General features: G+C 64.5%; 15 protein-coding genes. 2 read left to right on the top strand and 13 right to left on the bottom strand.

Annotation, left to right across the window (positions count from 1 at the left end):
• Nucleotides 1-21: 21 nt before the first annotated feature.
• Nucleotides 22-1,026: a TRAP transporter substrate-binding protein gene (locus AB843_RS13405; protein ID WP_048647350.1), complete on the bottom strand. Its 1,005-nt coding sequence runs from the start codon at nucleotides 1,024-1,026 to the stop codon at nucleotides 22-24.
• Between the two features lie 122 nt (nucleotides 1,027-1,148).
• Between AB843_RS13405 and AB843_RS13400 the strand changes: the two genes are divergently transcribed.
• Nucleotides 1,149-1,796: a GntR family transcriptional regulator gene (locus AB843_RS13400; RefSeq protein ID WP_048647349.1), complete on the top strand. Its 648-nt coding sequence runs from the start codon at nucleotides 1,149-1,151 to the stop codon at nucleotides 1,794-1,796.
• Between the two features lie 77 nt (nucleotides 1,797-1,873).
• Here AB843_RS13400 and AB843_RS13395 read toward each other — a convergent pair whose 3' ends face one another.
• The 8 genes from AB843_RS13395 to AB843_RS13360 all read right to left on the bottom strand — a co-directional run bounded on the left by AB843_RS13395 (nucleotide 1,874) and on the right by AB843_RS13360 (nucleotide 11,538).
• Complete coding sequence (locus tag AB843_RS13395; RefSeq protein ID WP_048647348.1) at nucleotides 1,874-3,670, bottom strand: gamma-glutamyltransferase family protein; 1,797 nt, start codon at nucleotides 3,668-3,670, stop codon at nucleotides 1,874-1,876.
• A 21-nt stretch (nucleotides 3,671-3,691) separates the two neighbouring features.
• Entirely contained in the window at nucleotides 3,692-4,552 is an 861-nt protein-coding gene (locus AB843_RS13390) for an ABC transporter permease (RefSeq protein ID WP_425286816.1), read from the bottom strand.
• A gap of 2 nt (nucleotides 4,553-4,554) precedes the next feature.
• A complete protein-coding gene (locus tag AB843_RS13385) occupies nucleotides 4,555-5,502 on the bottom strand; it encodes an ABC transporter permease (protein WP_048647346.1) in 948 nt (315 codons plus the stop codon).
• Between the two features lie 64 nt (nucleotides 5,503-5,566).
• A complete protein-coding gene (locus AB843_RS13380) occupies nucleotides 5,567-7,063 on the bottom strand; it encodes an ABC transporter substrate-binding protein (RefSeq protein WP_048647345.1) in 1,497 nt (498 codons plus the stop codon).
• Between the two features lie 62 nt (nucleotides 7,064-7,125).
• Complete coding sequence (locus AB843_RS13375; protein ID WP_048647344.1) at nucleotides 7,126-8,622, bottom strand: ABC transporter substrate-binding protein; 1,497 nt, start codon at nucleotides 8,620-8,622, stop codon at nucleotides 7,126-7,128.
• A 17-nt stretch (nucleotides 8,623-8,639) separates the two neighbouring features.
• Entirely contained in the window at nucleotides 8,640-9,755 is a 1,116-nt protein-coding gene (locus AB843_RS13370) for an ABC transporter ATP-binding protein (protein WP_048647343.1), read from the bottom strand.
• Nucleotides 9,752-10,798, bottom strand: a complete 1,047-nt coding sequence (locus AB843_RS13365; protein WP_048647342.1) for an ABC transporter ATP-binding protein — start codon at nucleotides 10,796-10,798, stop codon at nucleotides 9,752-9,754. Before AB843_RS13365 ends, AB843_RS13370 begins: the two co-directional genes overlap by 4 nt.
• Nucleotides 10,795-11,538 carry a FadR/GntR family transcriptional regulator gene (locus AB843_RS13360; protein ID WP_048647341.1) on the bottom strand — a complete coding sequence of 248 codons (744 nt, stop codon included), beginning with the start codon at nucleotides 11,536-11,538 and terminating at the stop codon, nucleotides 10,795-10,797. Before AB843_RS13360 ends, AB843_RS13365 begins: the two co-directional genes overlap by 4 nt.
• 503 nt (nucleotides 11,539-12,041) lie before the next feature.
• On the opposite strand from AB843_RS13360, the gene AB843_RS13355 reads away from it, so the two are divergent.
• Nucleotides 12,042-12,701, top strand: coding sequence for a GntR family transcriptional regulator (locus AB843_RS13355; RefSeq protein WP_048647340.1), 660 nt, complete (start codon nucleotides 12,042-12,044; stop codon nucleotides 12,699-12,701).
• Nucleotides 12,702-12,729: 28 nt separating this feature from the next.
• On the opposite strand, the gene AB843_RS13350 is transcribed toward AB843_RS13355, so the two are convergent.
• The 4 genes from AB843_RS13350 to AB843_RS13335 are packed head-to-tail and all read right to left on the bottom strand — an operon-like array spanning nucleotide 12,730 to nucleotide 16,986.
• Entirely contained in the window at nucleotides 12,730-14,133 is a 1,404-nt protein-coding gene (locus AB843_RS13350) for an FAD-dependent oxidoreductase (RefSeq protein ID WP_048647339.1), read from the bottom strand.
• Between the two features lie 41 nt (nucleotides 14,134-14,174).
• The gene (locus AB843_RS13345) at nucleotides 14,175-15,461 is read right to left on the bottom strand and encodes a TRAP transporter large permease (RefSeq protein WP_048647338.1); all 1,287 of its coding nucleotides are present in this window, start codon (nucleotides 15,459-15,461) and stop codon (nucleotides 14,175-14,177) included.
• The gene (locus tag AB843_RS13340) at nucleotides 15,458-15,964 is read right to left on the bottom strand and encodes a TRAP transporter small permease (protein WP_048647337.1); all 507 of its coding nucleotides are present in this window, start codon (nucleotides 15,962-15,964) and stop codon (nucleotides 15,458-15,460) included. Before AB843_RS13340 ends, AB843_RS13345 begins: the two co-directional genes overlap by 4 nt.
• Nucleotides 15,965-15,999: 35 nt before the next feature.
• Nucleotides 16,000-16,986: a TRAP transporter substrate-binding protein gene (locus tag AB843_RS13335; protein ID WP_157384505.1), complete on the bottom strand. Its 987-nt coding sequence runs from the start codon at nucleotides 16,984-16,986 to the stop codon at nucleotides 16,000-16,002.
• Nucleotides 16,987-17,016: the final 30 nt, after the last annotated feature.

Genomic DNA, 17,016 nt, shown 5'->3' with positions numbered 1-17,016 from the left:
TCCGCCTGACTGCAGGATGCTCTATTCGACGGCCAGCGCCTTCTCGATCAGCTTGTCTCCACCGGGAACGTTCTCGGCGAAATTCTTGTAGGACGACGTCTTGGCGATTTCGAGCCAGGCGTCGTAATCGGCCTTCGACATCTCCACGACCTCGACGCCGGCCTTCTTGTAGGTTTCGATCATCAGATCGTCGCCCTTGCGCACTTCCTCGTTGAAATAGGCCTCGGCCTTTTCGCCGGCGGCGATGAAGGCGACCTGCTGCTCTGGAGTCAGCTTGTCGAAGGTCTTCTTGGACATCAGCACCGGCTCGTACATGAACCACAAGGCATTCTCGCCGGGCGCGGTCAGGCAGGCGGCGTGCTCGAAGAGACGATAGGAGACGAAGCTCGCCGACGATGTGTTTGCCGCGTCGAGCACGCCCGTCTGCATGCCCGTGTAGATCTCCGAGGATGGCATCGAGGCGATCGACGCGCCCGCTGCCACAAGCATTTCCTCGAATGCCGGCCCGGCCGCGCGAATGATCTGCCCCTTCATCGTGTCCGGCGACGTTATGCAAGCCTTCTTCGAGGCGAATGCGCCTGAAAGCCAGGCATCCGATATGACGATCGCGCCCGCATCGTCGATGATCTTCTTGATGTCCTGCATGAAATCCGAATCGTTCAACCGCATCGCCCGGTCGAAATTGCCGACAAGTCCGGGCATCAGCGTCGCCGAGAATTCCGGGTGGCGGCCGGACGCGTAATCGAGCGGAAACGACGTCAGATCGAGCAGCCCGCGCGTGACCGCGTTCCACTGGTCGTTCGGCTTGTACAAGGACGAACCGGGGAAGACCTGGACCTCGATCCCGACATTCGCCGCGGCGACCTCACGGGCGATGAGCTGAACCATCTCATCGCGAATATCCCCTTTGCCCCCCGGAAACTGGTGGGACGCCTTCAAGACGGTTTGCGCATCGGCGCCGGTCGCTGCGAGCACGGCGATCGCTGCGCAACCCAGCATCCTCAATTTTGTTGCAAGTCTTTTCATCTTATCCTCCCTAATCAGCCACTCCACTGGCTTGACCGAACTGTGCGGGCAGGCTAGGTGGAATGTCAATAGTCTTGTATACAAGAAATAATTTCTTGCATTATTAGAGAGTCGGATTCGCAATGGCGGAGAACACGTTTCAAAAGCTGAGGGACGAGATCGAGAGCGACATCGTCACGGGCAGGTTCGCGCCGGGAGAGCGGTTGGACGAAATGCAGCTTGCCGCACGCTTCGGCGTCTCCCGCACCCCCATTCGCGAGGCGATCCTGCAGTTGAACGCAATCGGGTTGCTGGAAATTCGTCCCCGGCGCGGCGCGATCGTCATCGATCCGGCCCCCCAGCGGATTTTCGAGATGTTCGAGGTCATGGCCGAACTGGAAGGCATGGCCGGCGCCAAGGCCGCCCGGCGCCACACCGACAAGGATCGCGATGCGCTGCTGGCCGCCCACGAAAAGTGCGAACAGGCGGTGATCAGCGAGGAGACGGACCGGTACTACTACGAGAACGAGCTGTTTCATCGGGCGATCTACGCCGCCAGTCACAGCGGGTTTCTCGAGGAGCAATGCGCCACCATGCACCGGAGGCTACGCCCCTACCGACGGCTGCAGCTGCGCGTTCACAACCGGATGAAGGCGTCATTCGGCGAGCATGCGCGCATTGTCGATGCCATCCTCGAGGGCAACGCCGACGCGGCGCGCGACCTGCTTCGCGAGCATGTCGCGGTCCAGGGCGACCGGTTCAGCGACCTGATCGCCAACCTGGCAAAGTAGGGATCGGCCCGCCTATCTCCTTGTGTTTCCGCATTTATGCGGACGTCAGGTGATTCCACCTGACTGCAAAATGCTCTCTATCGACCGACCGCGTAGGCCTGCATCAGGCGCGGCGTCGCGGCGGCGTGCAACAGGCCGTTCTGGTCGCGTGCCGCGGCCACCATGCGCCCGATGCTCCATTTGGGCATGACGTCCAGCCGATGGCCGCGCGCCTCCAGATCGCGCAGCGTTCCATCCGGGAAACTCTCCTCGATCGCCAGGTGCCCCGGCTTCCGGTCGCGCGGAAAGAAGGAGCTCGGGAAATGCGCCGTGTGCCACATCGGCAGATCGATGGCCTCCTGCAGGTTCAGCCCGTGATGGACATGGCGCAGGAAGAACTGAAGCTGCCACTGTTCCTGCTGGTCGCCGCCGGGCGTGCCGAACACCATGTAGGGCTTGCCGTCCTTGTGGGCGAGGCTCGGCGTCAGCGTCGTGCGCGGGCGCCTGCCGGGCGCCAGGCTGGCCGGCAGACCCGGCTCCAGCCAGAACATCTGCGCCCGCGTGTTGAGCATGAAGCCGAGCGCCGGGATCATCGGCGAGGATTGCAGCCAGCCGCCTGATGGCATTGCCGCCACCATGTTGCCTTCCGCATCGACGGCATCGATATGCACCGTGTCGCCGCGCCGCGCCGAGCGCATGTCGGCCATGGTCGGCTCGCTCGAGGCCGCATTGGCGCCCGATATGCGCGAAAGCCGATCCAGCACGGCGGCCACCCTGCCATGCTGATCCTCGTAGCCGGGAATCGTTCCCGGCCGCAGTTCCAGCGAGGCACGGTCGCCGATCAGCTTGCGCCGCTCGTCATTGTAGGCATCGGACAACAGCGTCTCGACCGGCACGTCGACCTGGTTGGGGTCGCCGTAGTAGAACTCACGGTCGGCGAAGGCGAGCTTCATCGCCTCCGTCAGCACATGCACGAAATCCGGGCCGGTGGTGTCCATCGCCGCAAGGTCGATGCCCTTGAGCAGGGCGAGCGTCTGGAGGAACACCGGTCCCTGTCCCCAGGGGCCGATCTTGCTCACCGTGTAGTTGTGATAATCGTAGCTGAGCGGCTCCTCGTAGGTCGCCTGCCAGCCGGCCATGTCGTCGGCGGTGATCACCCCGCGGTGCCGCGTGCCGCTCTCGTCCATCACCGCGTTGGCGGAAGCAAAGCGTTCGATCTCCTCGGCGACGAAACCGCGATAGAAGACATCCCTGGCCTTGTCGATCTGCGCTTCACGGCTTCCTCCGGCCGAGCCGGCCTCTTGCAGGATGCGCCGCCAGGTGCCGGCCAAGGCCTCGTTGCGGAACAGGCCGCGCGCCTCCGGCAGGCGTCCGCCGGGAACGAACGCCGCCGCCGATGTCGGCCATTCCCGCTCGAAGAAATCCTTCAGACCGGCAATCGTGTTGGCCACGCGCGGCAGCAGCGGGTGGCCGTTTTCGGCATAGTGGATCGCCGGCGCCAGCACGTCGGCCAAGGGCAAAGTGCCGTGATCGCGCAGGAGCGTCATCCACGCATCGAACGCGCCGGGGATCACCGTCGCCAGCAGGCCGTTGCCTGGAATGAGCGACAGCCCTTCGCCCGTGTAATGCGCGATGGTCGCGCCCTTTGGCGCGGTGCCCTGGCCGCACAGAACCTTCGTTTCGCCGGTGCGGGCCGAATGAAAGACGATCGGCACCTCGCCGCCCGGCCCGACCAGATGCGGCTCCACCACCTGAAGCACGAAGCCGGCCGCGACCGCCGCGTCGAAGGCGTTGCCGCCGCGCTCCAGCATGGCCATGCCGGAAGACGAGGCCAGCCAATGGGTGGAGGTGACGACGCCGAACGTGCCGAGGATTTCCGGCCTGGTGGTGAACATATGGGGTGCTCCGATTTGCTATCAGTGGTCGCGCGGGTCGAGCGCGTCGCGCAGCCCGTCGCCGAGAAGATTGAAACCCAGAACCACGAGGAAGATCGCCCCGCCGGGAAAGACCGACATCCAGGGCGCCTGGCTCATGAAGTTCTTCGCCGTGTTGAGCATCGATCCCCAGGAGGGGTTCGGCGGCTGCTGGCCCAGACCGAGAAAGGACAGGCTCGCCTCGGCGATGATCGCCGTGGCGACGGTGATGGTCGCCTGCACGACGATCGGCGGCAGCACGTTGGGAAAGATGTAGCGGGTCATGATCAGATGGTTCGGAAGCCCGATGGCGCGGGCGCCTTCCACGTAATCCTCCGTCTTGATCGCCAGCGCCTGGCCGCGCGTCAGCCGGATGAAGATCGGCGTTGCCGACAGGCCGATGGCGATCATCGCATTGGACAGGCTCGGCCCGAGAAAGGCGGCCAGCGCGATGGCGAGGATCAGGAACGGGATGGCGAGCATCGCCTCCGTGATGCGCGAAATGACCGCATCGGCCCAGCCGCCGTAGAAACCGGCGACGAGGCCGAACGGCACGCCGACGAGAAGGGCGATCGAAACCGATATCATGCCGGCCAGCAGTGAAGCCCGCGCGCCATACAGCATGCGCGAATAGACATCCCGGCCAAGCTCGTCGGAGCCGAACCAGAACTCGGCCGAAGGCGCGTGGCGGATCGTCGTGAAACTCGCCTGGAACGGATCATGGGTGGAAAACAGCGGCGCCCCCGCCGCCAGCAGGACGAACACCAGAACGACCGCCCCGCCCAGAACGGCGCTGCGGTTGCCGACGAACTTGGTGATGGTTCGCCCGAACCGGCGCCGTGGCGCTATGGCTTCTGCCTGCATGCTCATTGCGGATGTCTCAGACGGGGATTGATGACGACATAGAGGAGGTCGGCGACGAGGTTCATGAAGATGAAGCCGACGGCGGTGCACAGCACGACGCCCTGCACCACCGCATAGTCGCGCGTGAACACCGCATCGACGATGAGCTTGCCGAAGCCGGGGATCGTGAACACCTGCTCGGTGAGGACCGCGCCGGCAAGCAGCTCGCCGAACAGCAGCGTCGTCAGCGTGACGATCGGCATCAGCGCGTTGCGCAGCGCATGCTTCAGGATGACCGTCTTGGGCAGCAGCCCCTTGGCTTTCGCCGTGCGGATGTAATCGGAGGAGAGAACGCCGAGCATCGCCGAGCGGGTGTGCCGCATCAGGTAGGCGGCCAGCGCCGTGGCCAGGACGAAGGACGGCATCAGCATGGTGCGCAGCGACTGGAGGAAATTCTCCGTCGGCGGCACGTAGCCGGAGGCCGGCAGCAACTGCCATTGCACCGAGACCACCATGATCAGGATGATGCCCAGCCAGAAATTGGGGATCGAGACGCCCGACAGCGCCACAACATTGGCGGCGTAATCCGTCGCGGTGCCTTTCTTGACGGCCGAGAGAATGCCGGCCGGAATGCCGATCAAAAGGGCGAGGACGATCGCCATCACCGCGAGCTGCAGCGTCACGGGCAATTTCTGCGCGATCAGCGTGGACACCGGAACGCCGGTCCTGAGCGAACGGCCGAAATCGCCGGTCAGCACATTGCCGAGCCACGCCAGGTACTGGACATGGAAAGGGTCATCCAGACGATATTTCTCGCGCAGGAAGGCGAGCACCTCCGGATCGCGCTCCTCGCCCGCCATGGTCAGGAGCGGATCGCCGGGAAGCAGCTTCTGCAGGCTGAACACGATGAGCGACACGAGGATCAGTGTCGGGATCGCCACCAGCAATCGTCTAAGCGTGAGTTTCAGCATCTCGGTTCGTTTGCTTTCCTGCCCGGCGAGACCGCGGCGGGGCTGCCGCCGCGGTCGCCGTTTGTCACTTGCTCAGCTGGACGCCCTTGAGGCGCACCATGCCGTCCGGATAGGCGGTGAAGCCCGAGACGGCGCCGGACAGAACGAAGGGCCAGGGCTGGTGATAGATGTAGATGATCGGCAATTCGTCCTGCAGGATCTTCTGCGCATCCTCGTAGAGTGCCTGCCGCTCCCCGACATCCGGCGTCACCCGCGCTGCATTGAGCAGCCGGTCGACCTCCTCGTTGCAATATTTGGAATCGTTCAGCGCCCCCTCGCAGGTGACGAACTGGTGCAGATTGCCGTCCGGGTCGACGCGGCCCGACCAGCCGATCTGCGAAGCCTGGTAATTGCCGCTCTTCATGTCCTGCTGCATGGCGGCGAACTCGGTCGGCCTCAGGCTGATGTCGAAGCCGGCCTCGGCCGCCATCGCCTGGATCAGCTCGTTGATGGCCTGCGTGGTCGTGTTGTTGCCGAAGCTGAGTTCGAAGGAGACGCGCTCGACGCCGGCTTCCGCCAGCAGGGCCTTGGCGGCTTCCGGATCGCGCTGGACGACTGGAAACGACGGGCTGTTATACGGGCTTGCCGCCGGGAAGGGTTGCTGCGCCGGCTCGAACAGCTTCTGGCCGACCACATCGTTGATCACATCGCGGCCGATGGCCAGCTGGAACGCCTGGCGCACCCGCTTGTCCTGGCCAAGCGGATTCTCGGATCGTTCGCCGCCTCCGGTGTTGATGGTGATGCCCTGATAGCCGAGGCCCGCCACCGGCATGAACTGCAGGGCGGCATCGCCGCGAACGCTTTCCGCGTCCGACGGGTTGAGGCGTTCGAGCATGTCGAGGTCACCGGCCCGCAGATTAGCGAGGCGGACCGTCGAATCGGGAATCGGCAGGAACACCAGGCGGTCGAAATGATGGGCGCCGGCGTCGCGATGGTCGGCGAATTTCTCCAGCACGATGCGGTCGTTCTGCACGCGGCTGGCGAATTTATAGGGACCGGAGCAGACCGGATTTGCCGCGACGTCGCCATCGAATGTGGCGGGCGACAACATCATGCCGGCGCGGTCGGAAAGCTGGGCAAGCAGCGTGGCGTCTGGCTTCGAAAGATGCAGGGCAACGGTGAATTCATCGACGACCTCGACGCTTTCGACGGATGCCAGCTCGCTCTTGCGCAGGCTGTCTTGAAGCGTGCGCGCGCGGTCGATATTGGCCTTGGCCGCCTCAGCGTTGAACGGCGTTCCGTCATGGAACAGGGCGCCCTCGACCAGTTTGAAGGTCAGCGTCTTGTTCTCGTCGCTCCAGGCCCATTCGCTCGCCAGTTCGGGCACGAAATTGAGCTTCGCATCGACGTCGATCAGCTTGTCGCAGAGCGAGGTGAAGACGATGCGGCCGACAAAGGTGCGGGCGCGATGCGGATCGAGCAGATCCGGATCCTCCTGGAGCCCGATGCGGAAGTCCTGCGCCCAGGCGGACGATGCCGCGAGAAGAGCGCCGGTCAGCACTGTTGCAAAAAGCGTTCTCATGATGGTTCCCCTTTTTTTGATGGTTGAGCGCCGGCCGTATGGTCGGCCGGCGCGGTTGCTGTTCAGCTCGAGAAATCGACGCCCTCCAGGCGGATCATGCCGTCCGGATAGGCGGTGAAGCCTTCGAGCGTTGCCTTGTGGGCGAAGGGCCAGGGCAGATAGAACAGGTAGATGACAGGCATGTCTTCCTGCAGGATCGCCTGGGCCTGGTCATAGAGTTTCACGCGCGTCGCCGGATCGGATCTGGTGCGCGCCTCGTTGAGCAGGCGATCGACCTCCTCGTTGCAGTATTTGGCGTCGTTGAGGCCGCCCTGGCAGCTGACATACTGGTGGATGTTGCCGTCCGGATCGACCCGGCCCGACCAGCCCGACTGGCCCACTTCGAACTCGCCGCTCTTCAGCACCGACTGCAGCGCCGCGAACTCGGTCGGCCGGAGACTGATGTCGAAGCCGGCCTCGGCGGCCATGGCCTGCACCAGTTCGAAGACCTGCTGCATGATCGTGTTGTTGCCGAAGGTCAGCTCGAACGGCACCCGGTCGAAGCCGGCTTCCTTGACCAGGGCCTTGGCGCGCTCGATGTCGCGGCTGCGCGAACCGATCTCCTCATTGTAGGCGAAGCTGGCCGGCGGGAAGGGCTGGTGGGCCGGCTGATAGGTTCCCGCTCCAACCACCTGGTTGATCACGTCGCGGTCGATGGCCAGGTTGAGCGCCTGGCGCAGCCGCTTGTCCTTGCCGAGCGGATTGTCGGCCTTCGCCCCGTTGGCGACATTGACCTCGATCGCCTGGTAGCCGAGACCGGTGACCGAGGCGAGCGTGATTGCAGCGTCGCCCTTCACCGTCTCGAGATCGGACGGCGCGACGCGTTCGATGATGTCGACATCGCCGGCCCGCAGATTGGCGAGCCGCACCGTCGTGTCGGGCATCGGCACGAAGGTGACGCGGTCAAAATGATATTGGTCGGCATTCCAGTATTCCGGGAATTTCTCCAGCACGATCCGGTCGTTCTGCACCCGCTCGACGAATTTGTACGGCCCGGAGCAGACCGGGTTCTGTCCAGGCTCGTTGTCGAATGACGCCGGCGACATCAGCATGCCCGCCCGGTCGGTCAGTTGTGCCAGGAGGCCGGCGTCAGGTCCCGAAAGCGTGATCGTCAGCGTCGAGGCATCGGCCACCGCGATGTCGGCGATCGACTTCAGCTCGCTCTTGCGCAGGCTTTCGGAATCCGTCCGCGCGCGGTCCAGATTGGCCTTCACCGCCGCCGCGTCGATCGGCGTCCCGTCATGGAAGGTTGCGCCTTCGCGCAGCTTCATGGTCAGGACGGTGCCGTCGTCGCTCCAGCTCCATTCGGTTGCGATGCGCGGGACGATGTCGAGCTTCTCGTTGATGTCGACCAGCTTGTCGCACAGCGAGGTGAAGACGATGCGGCCGACAAAGGTGCGCGCGCGGTGCGGGTCGAGCACGTCGGGATCGTCCTGCAGGCCGATCCGCAGATCCGCCGCCATGACGGAAGTGCTCGCCAGGAGCGCGGCTCCCAGTACGAGGGTTTTCAGAACGTTCATCGATACGCCTCCATTCATCAATCAAGGGCGGCCGCAGCGGCCGTTTCCTCTTCGCGCCGCGTCTGGTGGGCACGGTAAAGTTCAAGCCTCTCGGCGAGTTTGGCGCTGCCTTCCCGGACAGGCGCGGGGGGATTGGCGGCCGCCTGGATGTCGCGCCAGAAATGGCAGGCGACGACGCGGCCCTCGCCCGCCGTTTCGAGCGCGGGATGCTCCTCGCTGCAGCGCTCCTGCGCATGCGGGCAACGCGTGTGGAACCGGCATCCCGGCGGCGGCGCCGTCGGGCTTGGAATGTCGCCTTGCGGCAAATCATGCGCCCCACGCCCGCCGGGCACCGGCACGGGAATGGCCTGCAGCAGCGCCTGCGTGTAGGGGTGCAGCGGCATTTCGTAGAGTGCGTCGACGGGCGACATCTCCACCACCTCGCCCAAATACATCACCGCCACGCGGTCGCTCATGTGCCGGATGACGGCGAGATCGTGCGCGACGATGACAAGCGTCAGGCCGAATTGCTCCTTCAGGGTCTCGAGCAGGTTGATCACCTGCGCCTGGACGGAGACGTCCAGCGCCGAGACCGGCTCGTCGCCGATGATCAGCTTCGGTTCGCCCGCCAGCGCCCGCGCGATGCCGATGCGCTGGCGCTGGCCGCCGGAGAATTCGTGCGGATAGCGGTCCGCATATTCGGGGCGCAGGCCGACCACCCGCAAAAGCTCGGCGACCCGCTCGTCCACCGCCCGGCCGCGCGCCAGCCCATGCAGCCGTATCGGCTCGGCAACGATCGCGCCGACGGTCATGCGCGGGTTGAGCGAGGCGAAGGGGTCCTGGAAGATGATCTGCAATTCCCGTCGCAGCGCCCGCATTTCGCCGGCTCCGAGCTTGGTGATCTCGCGTCCCTGATAGAAGACCTGCCCCTCGCTGGGCTCGATCAGGCGCAGCAGCAGGCGCGCCAGGGTGGACTTGCCGCAGCCCGATTCCCCGACGATGGCAAAGGTCTCGCCGGCCGCAACCGAGATCGACACGCCGTTCACCGCATGGACGGTCGGCTCTGACTGAAAGAGCCCGCGGCGGCCGCCAAACCGCTTTGCCAGATCGCGCCCTTCGAGGATCGGCGTGGCGTCGTGCGGGGAATTGCTCATTGCCGCGTCCCCATCTTTTCCTCGATCGGCGCGTACCAGCAGGCAACGCTATGCCCCTCCGCCAGTTCGGCGGCGGGTGGAACCTCGTCCATGCAGCGGCGGTCGGCAAACGGGCAGCGCGGCGCGAAGCGGCAGCCCTTCGGCATCAGGTCGAGCGGCGGAACGGCCCCCTTGATCGTCGCCAGCTGCCCCTGCCTGCGGCCCAGCGAGGGAATCGAGCCGAACAGGCCGATCGTGTAGGGGTGTTGCGGGTTGGCGAAGATTTCAGAGACGGATCCCTGCTCGACGATGTGCCCTGCATACATCACGGCGACACGGTCGGCGACTTCGGCCACCACGCCGAGATCATGGGTGATCAGGATGACGGCGGTGCCCGTCTCTTCCTGGATGTGGCGGATGAGGTCGAGGATCTGGGCCTGGATGGTCACGTCCAGCGCGGTGGTCGGCTCGTCGGCGATCAGCAGGCGCGGCCGGTTTGCAAGCGCCATGGCGATCATCACGCGCTGGCGCATGCCGCCGGAGAGCTGGTGCGGATAGGCGTCGAGACGCTTGGCGGCGGCTGGAATGCGCACCCATTCGAGCATCCTCAGCGCCTCGCGGCGCGCCTCGGCCTTCGGCAGGCCCCGATGGCGCGTGATGCCCTCGGCGATCTGATGCCCTACGGTGAAGGCGGGGTTCAGCGACGTCATCGGCTCCTGGAAGATCATCGCCATCCCGTTGCCGCGCAAATTGACCTTCTCGCGCTCCGGCAGGGAAAACAGATCGCGCCCCTCGAATCGCGCCGTGCCGCTGAGGATGCGTGCCGGCGGCGAGGACAGGAGCCCCATCAGCGCGAGCGAGGTGACACTCTTGCCGCAGCCCGATTCGCCGACGATGCAGAGCGTCTTGCCGCGCTCGACGGTGAACGAGATGCCGTCGATGAGATTGGCCGGCGCGTTCGCCGAAAAGGTCAGCGCAAAGTTCTCGACCGCGAGAACGGGTTCCGAAGCGCCTAAGTCCGCCGGCGCCGATCCCGTGTCTGTCAGGGCCGTCGTCTGGCTCATTCGCCCGCCACCCTTCCGCTTGCCGGGTCGGCGGAAGCCGCCTCGTCCGCGCCATGCATGATCGCCTGCAGGTCCGCATTGAGGACGGAGAGATGGTGGCGCATGGCGCGCTCGGCAGCAGCGCCGTCGCGGCTGGCCAGCGCCCTGACGATCTCCTCGTGATGGCGATAGGAGCGCTCGCGCCGCGCCGGGGTTCTCGCCAGCGCGCGCGGCCGCCGCCAGTCGGGATCCTGCCGGATGCGCTGCGTGATGTCGAACAGCGCCAGCATCAAGCCATTGCCGGCACACTCGGCGATGCGGCGGTGGAAAGCGCTGTCCCACAATTCCCAGCCATCGTCGTCGCTGCTGGTCACCGTTTTCTTCGACAGGCGCTCCAGGGCGGCAATGTCGTCGCCCGTGCATCGCAGCGCCGCCATGCGCGCCAGCGCCGGCTCGATCTGCAGGCGCGCTTCCATCACCTCCAGCGGGTTGGTGCGGTCGGCGAGATTTCCGAAGAATTGCGGCTCGAGGACGGGACGACTGCCGAGAAAGGTACCCTTTCCCTGCTGGCGCCAGACGAGACCTTCGGCCTCCAGGACTTCCATCGCCCGCCGCACGGCGCGTCTGCCGAGCCCCATGGATGCGGCCAGATCCCGCTCGGGCGGAAACCGCCATTCCGTGTCCTGCCCGTGCTGGTGGACAAGCAGTCGTAGCTTCTCAAGGGCGATCGAAGAGTTCGAACGGGCGTTTTCGAGATTCAAGCAAGGCTCCCCCGGGAAACGAGACCTTTCCCCTATTGGTCCCCTTCATATAATTTCTCCTTTGCCCGGCTTGTCAAGGAGCGCTCCAGGGAAAGCGCGTCGAGTGTGCGTGACGACGCTGATGCGCCCGAAAGGGCCACTCCGGATGGCATGCCCCGGCAGGCGGAAAACAAGGATGCGGTTTCGACGCATGGATGCGAGAGGTGATGGCGGCTGTTCCGTTGCCGGAATGGCAAGGTTGGGCCGGCGGCTGCCGCAAACCCCCGCCTTGAGCGGTTCGGCATTTCCATGAAACGCTGAACCGCTCGATGTCTCTGTTTTCTCCGCTTTTGTGCGGAGACATGACGTGCATGCCGCCCGTTCGCACACGTTCCGCAGCCGCTTGTTGATTTTACGGTGGCCAAGGGATTGAATCGTCAGTGAGCTAGACCACGCGATAAAAAGATGCCATCCTCGATGATTGGATCAAGGATCAATCATTTGCGTGGTGTTATCGTTCAGACATGACAACAGTCGGCAAGCGAGGATATTCAAGTGCGGCCGAGTACGCGACGTCGGAGATTCGGCGCCTCATCCTGAATGGCGAGCTGCCTGCCGGCGAGCGGCTCGAGCAGGAACAGATTGCAGAGCAGCTCGGCATGAGCAGGCTCCCGATACGGCAGGCGCTCGACCGGCTGAAGGAGCAGGGTTTCATCGACATGCTGCCGCACAGGGGCGCCATCGTTGCATCCTTGTCGGTCGAGGACATGGTGGAGCTCTACAGCGCGCGCCAGCGCCTGGAGACCTGGGCGTTGACGGATGCCTGGCCGCATTACACGGCGGACGTCGTCGGCACGCTCAAGGACCATCTGAGCCAGTGCGAGGCGGCGGCGAGCAGTGGGGATCTGGACGGTTTCATGGCGGCAAACCGGGCGTTTCATCTTCAGATGTACGCGCCGGCGGGAAACCGGCACCTGCAAAGCATCATCGTGAAGCTTTACGATCTCTCCGAACGCTACCAGCGCACATCCTTGCGGCAGTCCGGACGCATGCAGCTCTCCAACACCCATCACGCCGAGATGCTCAGGGTGATCGAGGACAGCGACCTTCCGGGGCTTCTCGCGGCCGCAGAGCAGCACAACAGGGCCACCCGTCAATCGGTCGAGAGCAAGATCGACGCCTAACCTGACGTCCGGACGGACGCATGGCGCTCTAATGAGTGCCTTCCAGGACGGCGCCGATCTCCGTCAGGCGCCGGCGCAACGCGAAGACATCCGTGTCGCGGACATCGAATTCCGCGTTCCGCCCGCAGGCCATGGCGGCGGCAACGCCGCAAGCCTGTCCCATCGCCAGGCATCCGCCCATCACGCGCGCCGACGCGTGCGCTTCCCTTTCCGCCGAGAAGCAGCGACCGGCGACAAGGACGTTCTTCAGATTGCGCGGCACGAGGCAATCGAACGGGATGTCATAGGAGCCGCCGTCCGCCACGGGGATGCGGACCTGCCCCGTTCCCTCCTGGTGGATGTCGATGTGATGGCAACCCTTGGCAACGCCGTCCTCGCGCTTGCGGCCAACCCTGACATCCTGTGACGTCAGCACATAATCCCCGGCCACACGGCGTGTTTCGCGGATGCCCATCTTCGGCGCGAGGCCCGACAATGTCGCGCTTTCGAAGCCGGGAACGCGCTGCTGCAGGAATGACATGCACTGATGCACCTGCCGCATCAGCTCACCGAGCGCTCCGCTGAGCTCGCGGGTGCGCATCGGGTTGTCGAGGGTCACGCGCGTGCTGTTGATGCACACCTCGCGGCGGGCCTCGGAGGTCGGCTGAATCATGATCAGCGCCGTCGGGTAGAGCTCGCCGCCCGCAATCGCCTGTTCGAGCAGCGGGCCGTCTCCCTTGAAGAACACGCAGGGTTGTCCCTGCCGGCGTATCTCCTCGACCAGTTCCGCGTCGGTGCGGTTTCCCCTGATCGCCTCGCTTTCTCCAACGGCGACATACTCGGGATGACGGCGGACGAATTCGAGCAAGGCGGCGCTGTCGACGCCGGCCATGCGAAACATCATCGAAACCGGCTGCATGCGTTCCTCCTCGCCGGCGGGGAGAAATTCGCCGCCGCCCGCCGCGCAGATGTCGCCGTCGCCGGAACAGTCGATGATCACCTTCGCCGTCAGCAAGCTCTTTCCAGATTTGTTGCGCACCATGACGCCGTCGATCCTGCCGTCATGCATGACGATGTCCTCGGCGTAGGTGTGCAGATAAACCTCGACGCCGGCTTCATGGACGAGCTGTGGAACGGCGATCTTCATGATCTCCGGATCATAGGCGAAATACTGGATGAGCCGCCAATCGTTGAGCTTGCGCACAAAACCGCCCAGCGCCTCGCAGCGCTCCATGAGCTTGTCCAGGATGCCGCCGGAAATCTGCTCGCCGCGTGCATTGATCGCGCCGTCGATCGTCATGCCCGTCAGCAGTTCGCCGCCAAGCATGCTTCCCGCTTCGACCAACGCCGTGCGCGCGCCGGCCTCGGCCGCGCTTATCGCCGCCGCGACGCCGGCGCTTCCTGCGCCGACAACGACGACGTCATAGGGTTGGTGATCGATCAGACTGGACATGATTCAAGGACCTCGAGTTGAGTAAGCTTTCGAAGACTGGCTTAGCCGGCATAGCCGTAGAGGCGGGGCAACAGCAGAACCATGTCGGGAAGGTAGGTGGTCAGCACCAGGGCCAGTATCAGCGCCAGCACGTAGGGAAGCGTGGCGCGGGCGATACGGCTTACAGGCAGCCCGGAAATGTCGGCGACGATGAAAAGCGACATGCCGACCGGCGGCGTCACCACGCCGATGGTGAGAGCCAAGACGATGATGACGCCGAGGTGAACCGGGTCGATTCCGAGCTGCGTCGCGATCGGCAGGAGAATTGGCGTGACGATGACCAGGTTCGCCGAAGCGCTTTCGAACATCCCGAGGATGACCAGCACCACGAGGATGATGGCCAGCACCACGGTCGTGTCCTGGCTGATCGAAAGCATGCCGTGGGCGATCGCCTCGGGAACCTGTTCCACCGTCAGCCCCCAGGCGAATGCCTGGGCCGCGGCGAGAATCAGCAGGACCACCGCCGAGGAATGCACGGAGCGGATGACCGCTTCGACCAACTGCCGGACGCGCAGCTCCCGGAGGACGAAACCCAGCGCCATCACATAGAGCACGGCGGTTACGCCGGCCTCGGTCGGCGTGAAATATCCGCTCAATATGCCGCCGACAATCACCAGCGGAGCGGTGATCGGCAGAAGCGCTTGCCAGAAGGCGCGAGCCAGATTGCGCATGCCGGCCCACTCCTGCACCGGGCAATCCTCGAGCTTGAACAGAACCAGCAGGTAGATGACCGCCATCAGGCAGGCGCCCATGGCGAGGCCGGGCAGGATCCCGCCGAGAAACAGGTAGTCGACGCCGACCTCGGCGATGGCCGCGTAAAGGACCAGGTGGATGCTGGGCGGGATGATGGGGCCGATCGCCGAAGAAGCCGCGGTGATTGCGGCAGCGAATTCCGCCCGGTAGCCGGCCTTGCGCATCGCCTGTATCTCGACCCGCCCGAGCCCGGCGGCATCGGCGGAGGATGAGCCGGAGATCCCGGAAAAGATGATGCTGGCGATAACGTTGACATGGCCGAGCCCACCGCGGACATGCCCGGCAAGCGCCGAGGCGAAGTCGAACAGGCGGCGGGTGATGCCGCCGCTGTTCATCAGTTCGCCGGCCAGAATGTAAAGCGGAACGGCGAGCAGCGTGTAGTTGTAGATCCCGCCGATCAGGGACTGGCCCGCGACCGAGAGTGGAATGCCCGATGACAGGAGGTAGAGCACCGCGGCCACCAGAAAGGCGAGCGCCACCGGCGTGCCGAGCGTCATGAACAGCGCGAAGCCGCCAAGCAGGAGAGACAGGCTCATTTCGAAATCGCCTCCGGGGGACCAGCGTCGTAGCTGGAACGCCGGCTGCCGATCATCGCCAGAAGCGCCGATGCGGCGATGGAGAACATGCACCAGACCACCGGAAGCGATGTCAGCGCGCGCGGCAGGCCGAGCGTCGACAGCGTTTGCTCCCACTGCTTGTCCATCAGGTCGAGCATGGCCAGGCCGGCCAGGACGAGCAGGATCGCCAGCGCACCGTCGAGCGCCCGCGCGACGATGTTCGCCAGGAATGGCGGCATCGCCTCGATCACCCCCGTCACCCCCACATGCCCCCGGCTCTTGTAAATGGCGCTGGCGCCGATGAAGGTGAGCCAGACCTGCGCCAGAAGAGCCATCTCGCTCGTCCAGATCACCGGTGAGTTGAAGAACGAGCGCGAAACGACGCCGATGGCGGTCGCGCCGACGATGACGACGAGCGCGAGGCATGCGACCGCTATTTCGACGCGCTGGATCACGCGCCCGACACTGTCAAGGTTGATCATTGCGACCCCAATGAGAGTTCGATGCGGGCGGACGCCTACTGGCGCAGACCCTGAATCTCTTCGAACAGGCCGGCGTGCCACAGGCCGCGCGTCTCGAAATCCCGCGCGACGCCTCGCGCGCGCTCACCGAAGGGAGCCAGCGCGATGTCGGTGAACGTCGCGCCCTCGGCGGCCATCTTCTCTCGCTGCTGCGTGAACTCCTCCTCTATCAGGGAGGTGTAGAAATTGCCGGCTTCCAAGGCGGCCTGAGCCAGCGTCTCCCGCTCACCCGGAGTGAGCTGCTGATAGGCGTTCTCGTTCATCATGATGTTGAACGGCGCAAGGCCATGGTTGGTCATCGTGATGTGTGGGGCGACCTGGTAGAATTTCTGCGCGTAGACGGAACTCAACGGTGCTTCCATCCCGTCGACAATACCGGTCTTGAGCGCCAGAAAGGCTTCCGCGAACGGGATGATCGTCGGCTTGGCGCCGAAGGCCGACCAGGTGCTGATGAACGACTCGATGTCCGGCATGCGCAGCTTCTTGCCGTCGACATCATCGATTGACGCAACGCGCTCGCGCGTCAGCAGGACGCGTGGCAGGCGATACCAATTGTCGGCCAGGATGCGCACGTTCTTCTGCGTCAGCATCTGCTCCTTCATGGCCGCATACGTGTCGGATGCCTGAAACGCCTTGAGGTGATCGAGGTTTTCGAACACGAAGGGCATGGAAAGAACGGCGAAATCCTTCACCAGGTGCTGGTTCCAGTCCGCCACATTGGCGAACATGTCGATCGCGCCGGTGTTGATCATGTCGATCATCGAGCGCTCGTCGCCCAACTGACCGGCCGGATACACGGTGACCGTGACGGTTCCGTCGGATTTCTCCGATGTGAGCTCCGCGAATTTCTTCAGCGCCTGGATCTCGAAACTGTTGGGCGCATGGACGCCGCCCAGCTTCAGCGCGGCGGCACTCGCCCCGGAAAACATCATCGTGGAAGCGACAAGGACGATCGCTCCCAACCAGCCGAAATTGCCTCTCATAATCATCCTCCCAGATCACTGATTACGCTT

The organism is Nitratireductor soli (genome assembly GCF_001050155.1).
Classification (GTDB): domain Bacteria; phylum Pseudomonadota; class Alphaproteobacteria; order Rhizobiales; family Rhizobiaceae; genus Nitratireductor; species Nitratireductor soli.
Note: the sequence above shows the minus strand (reverse complement) of the source record. Positions and strands in the feature narration are given on the sequence as shown.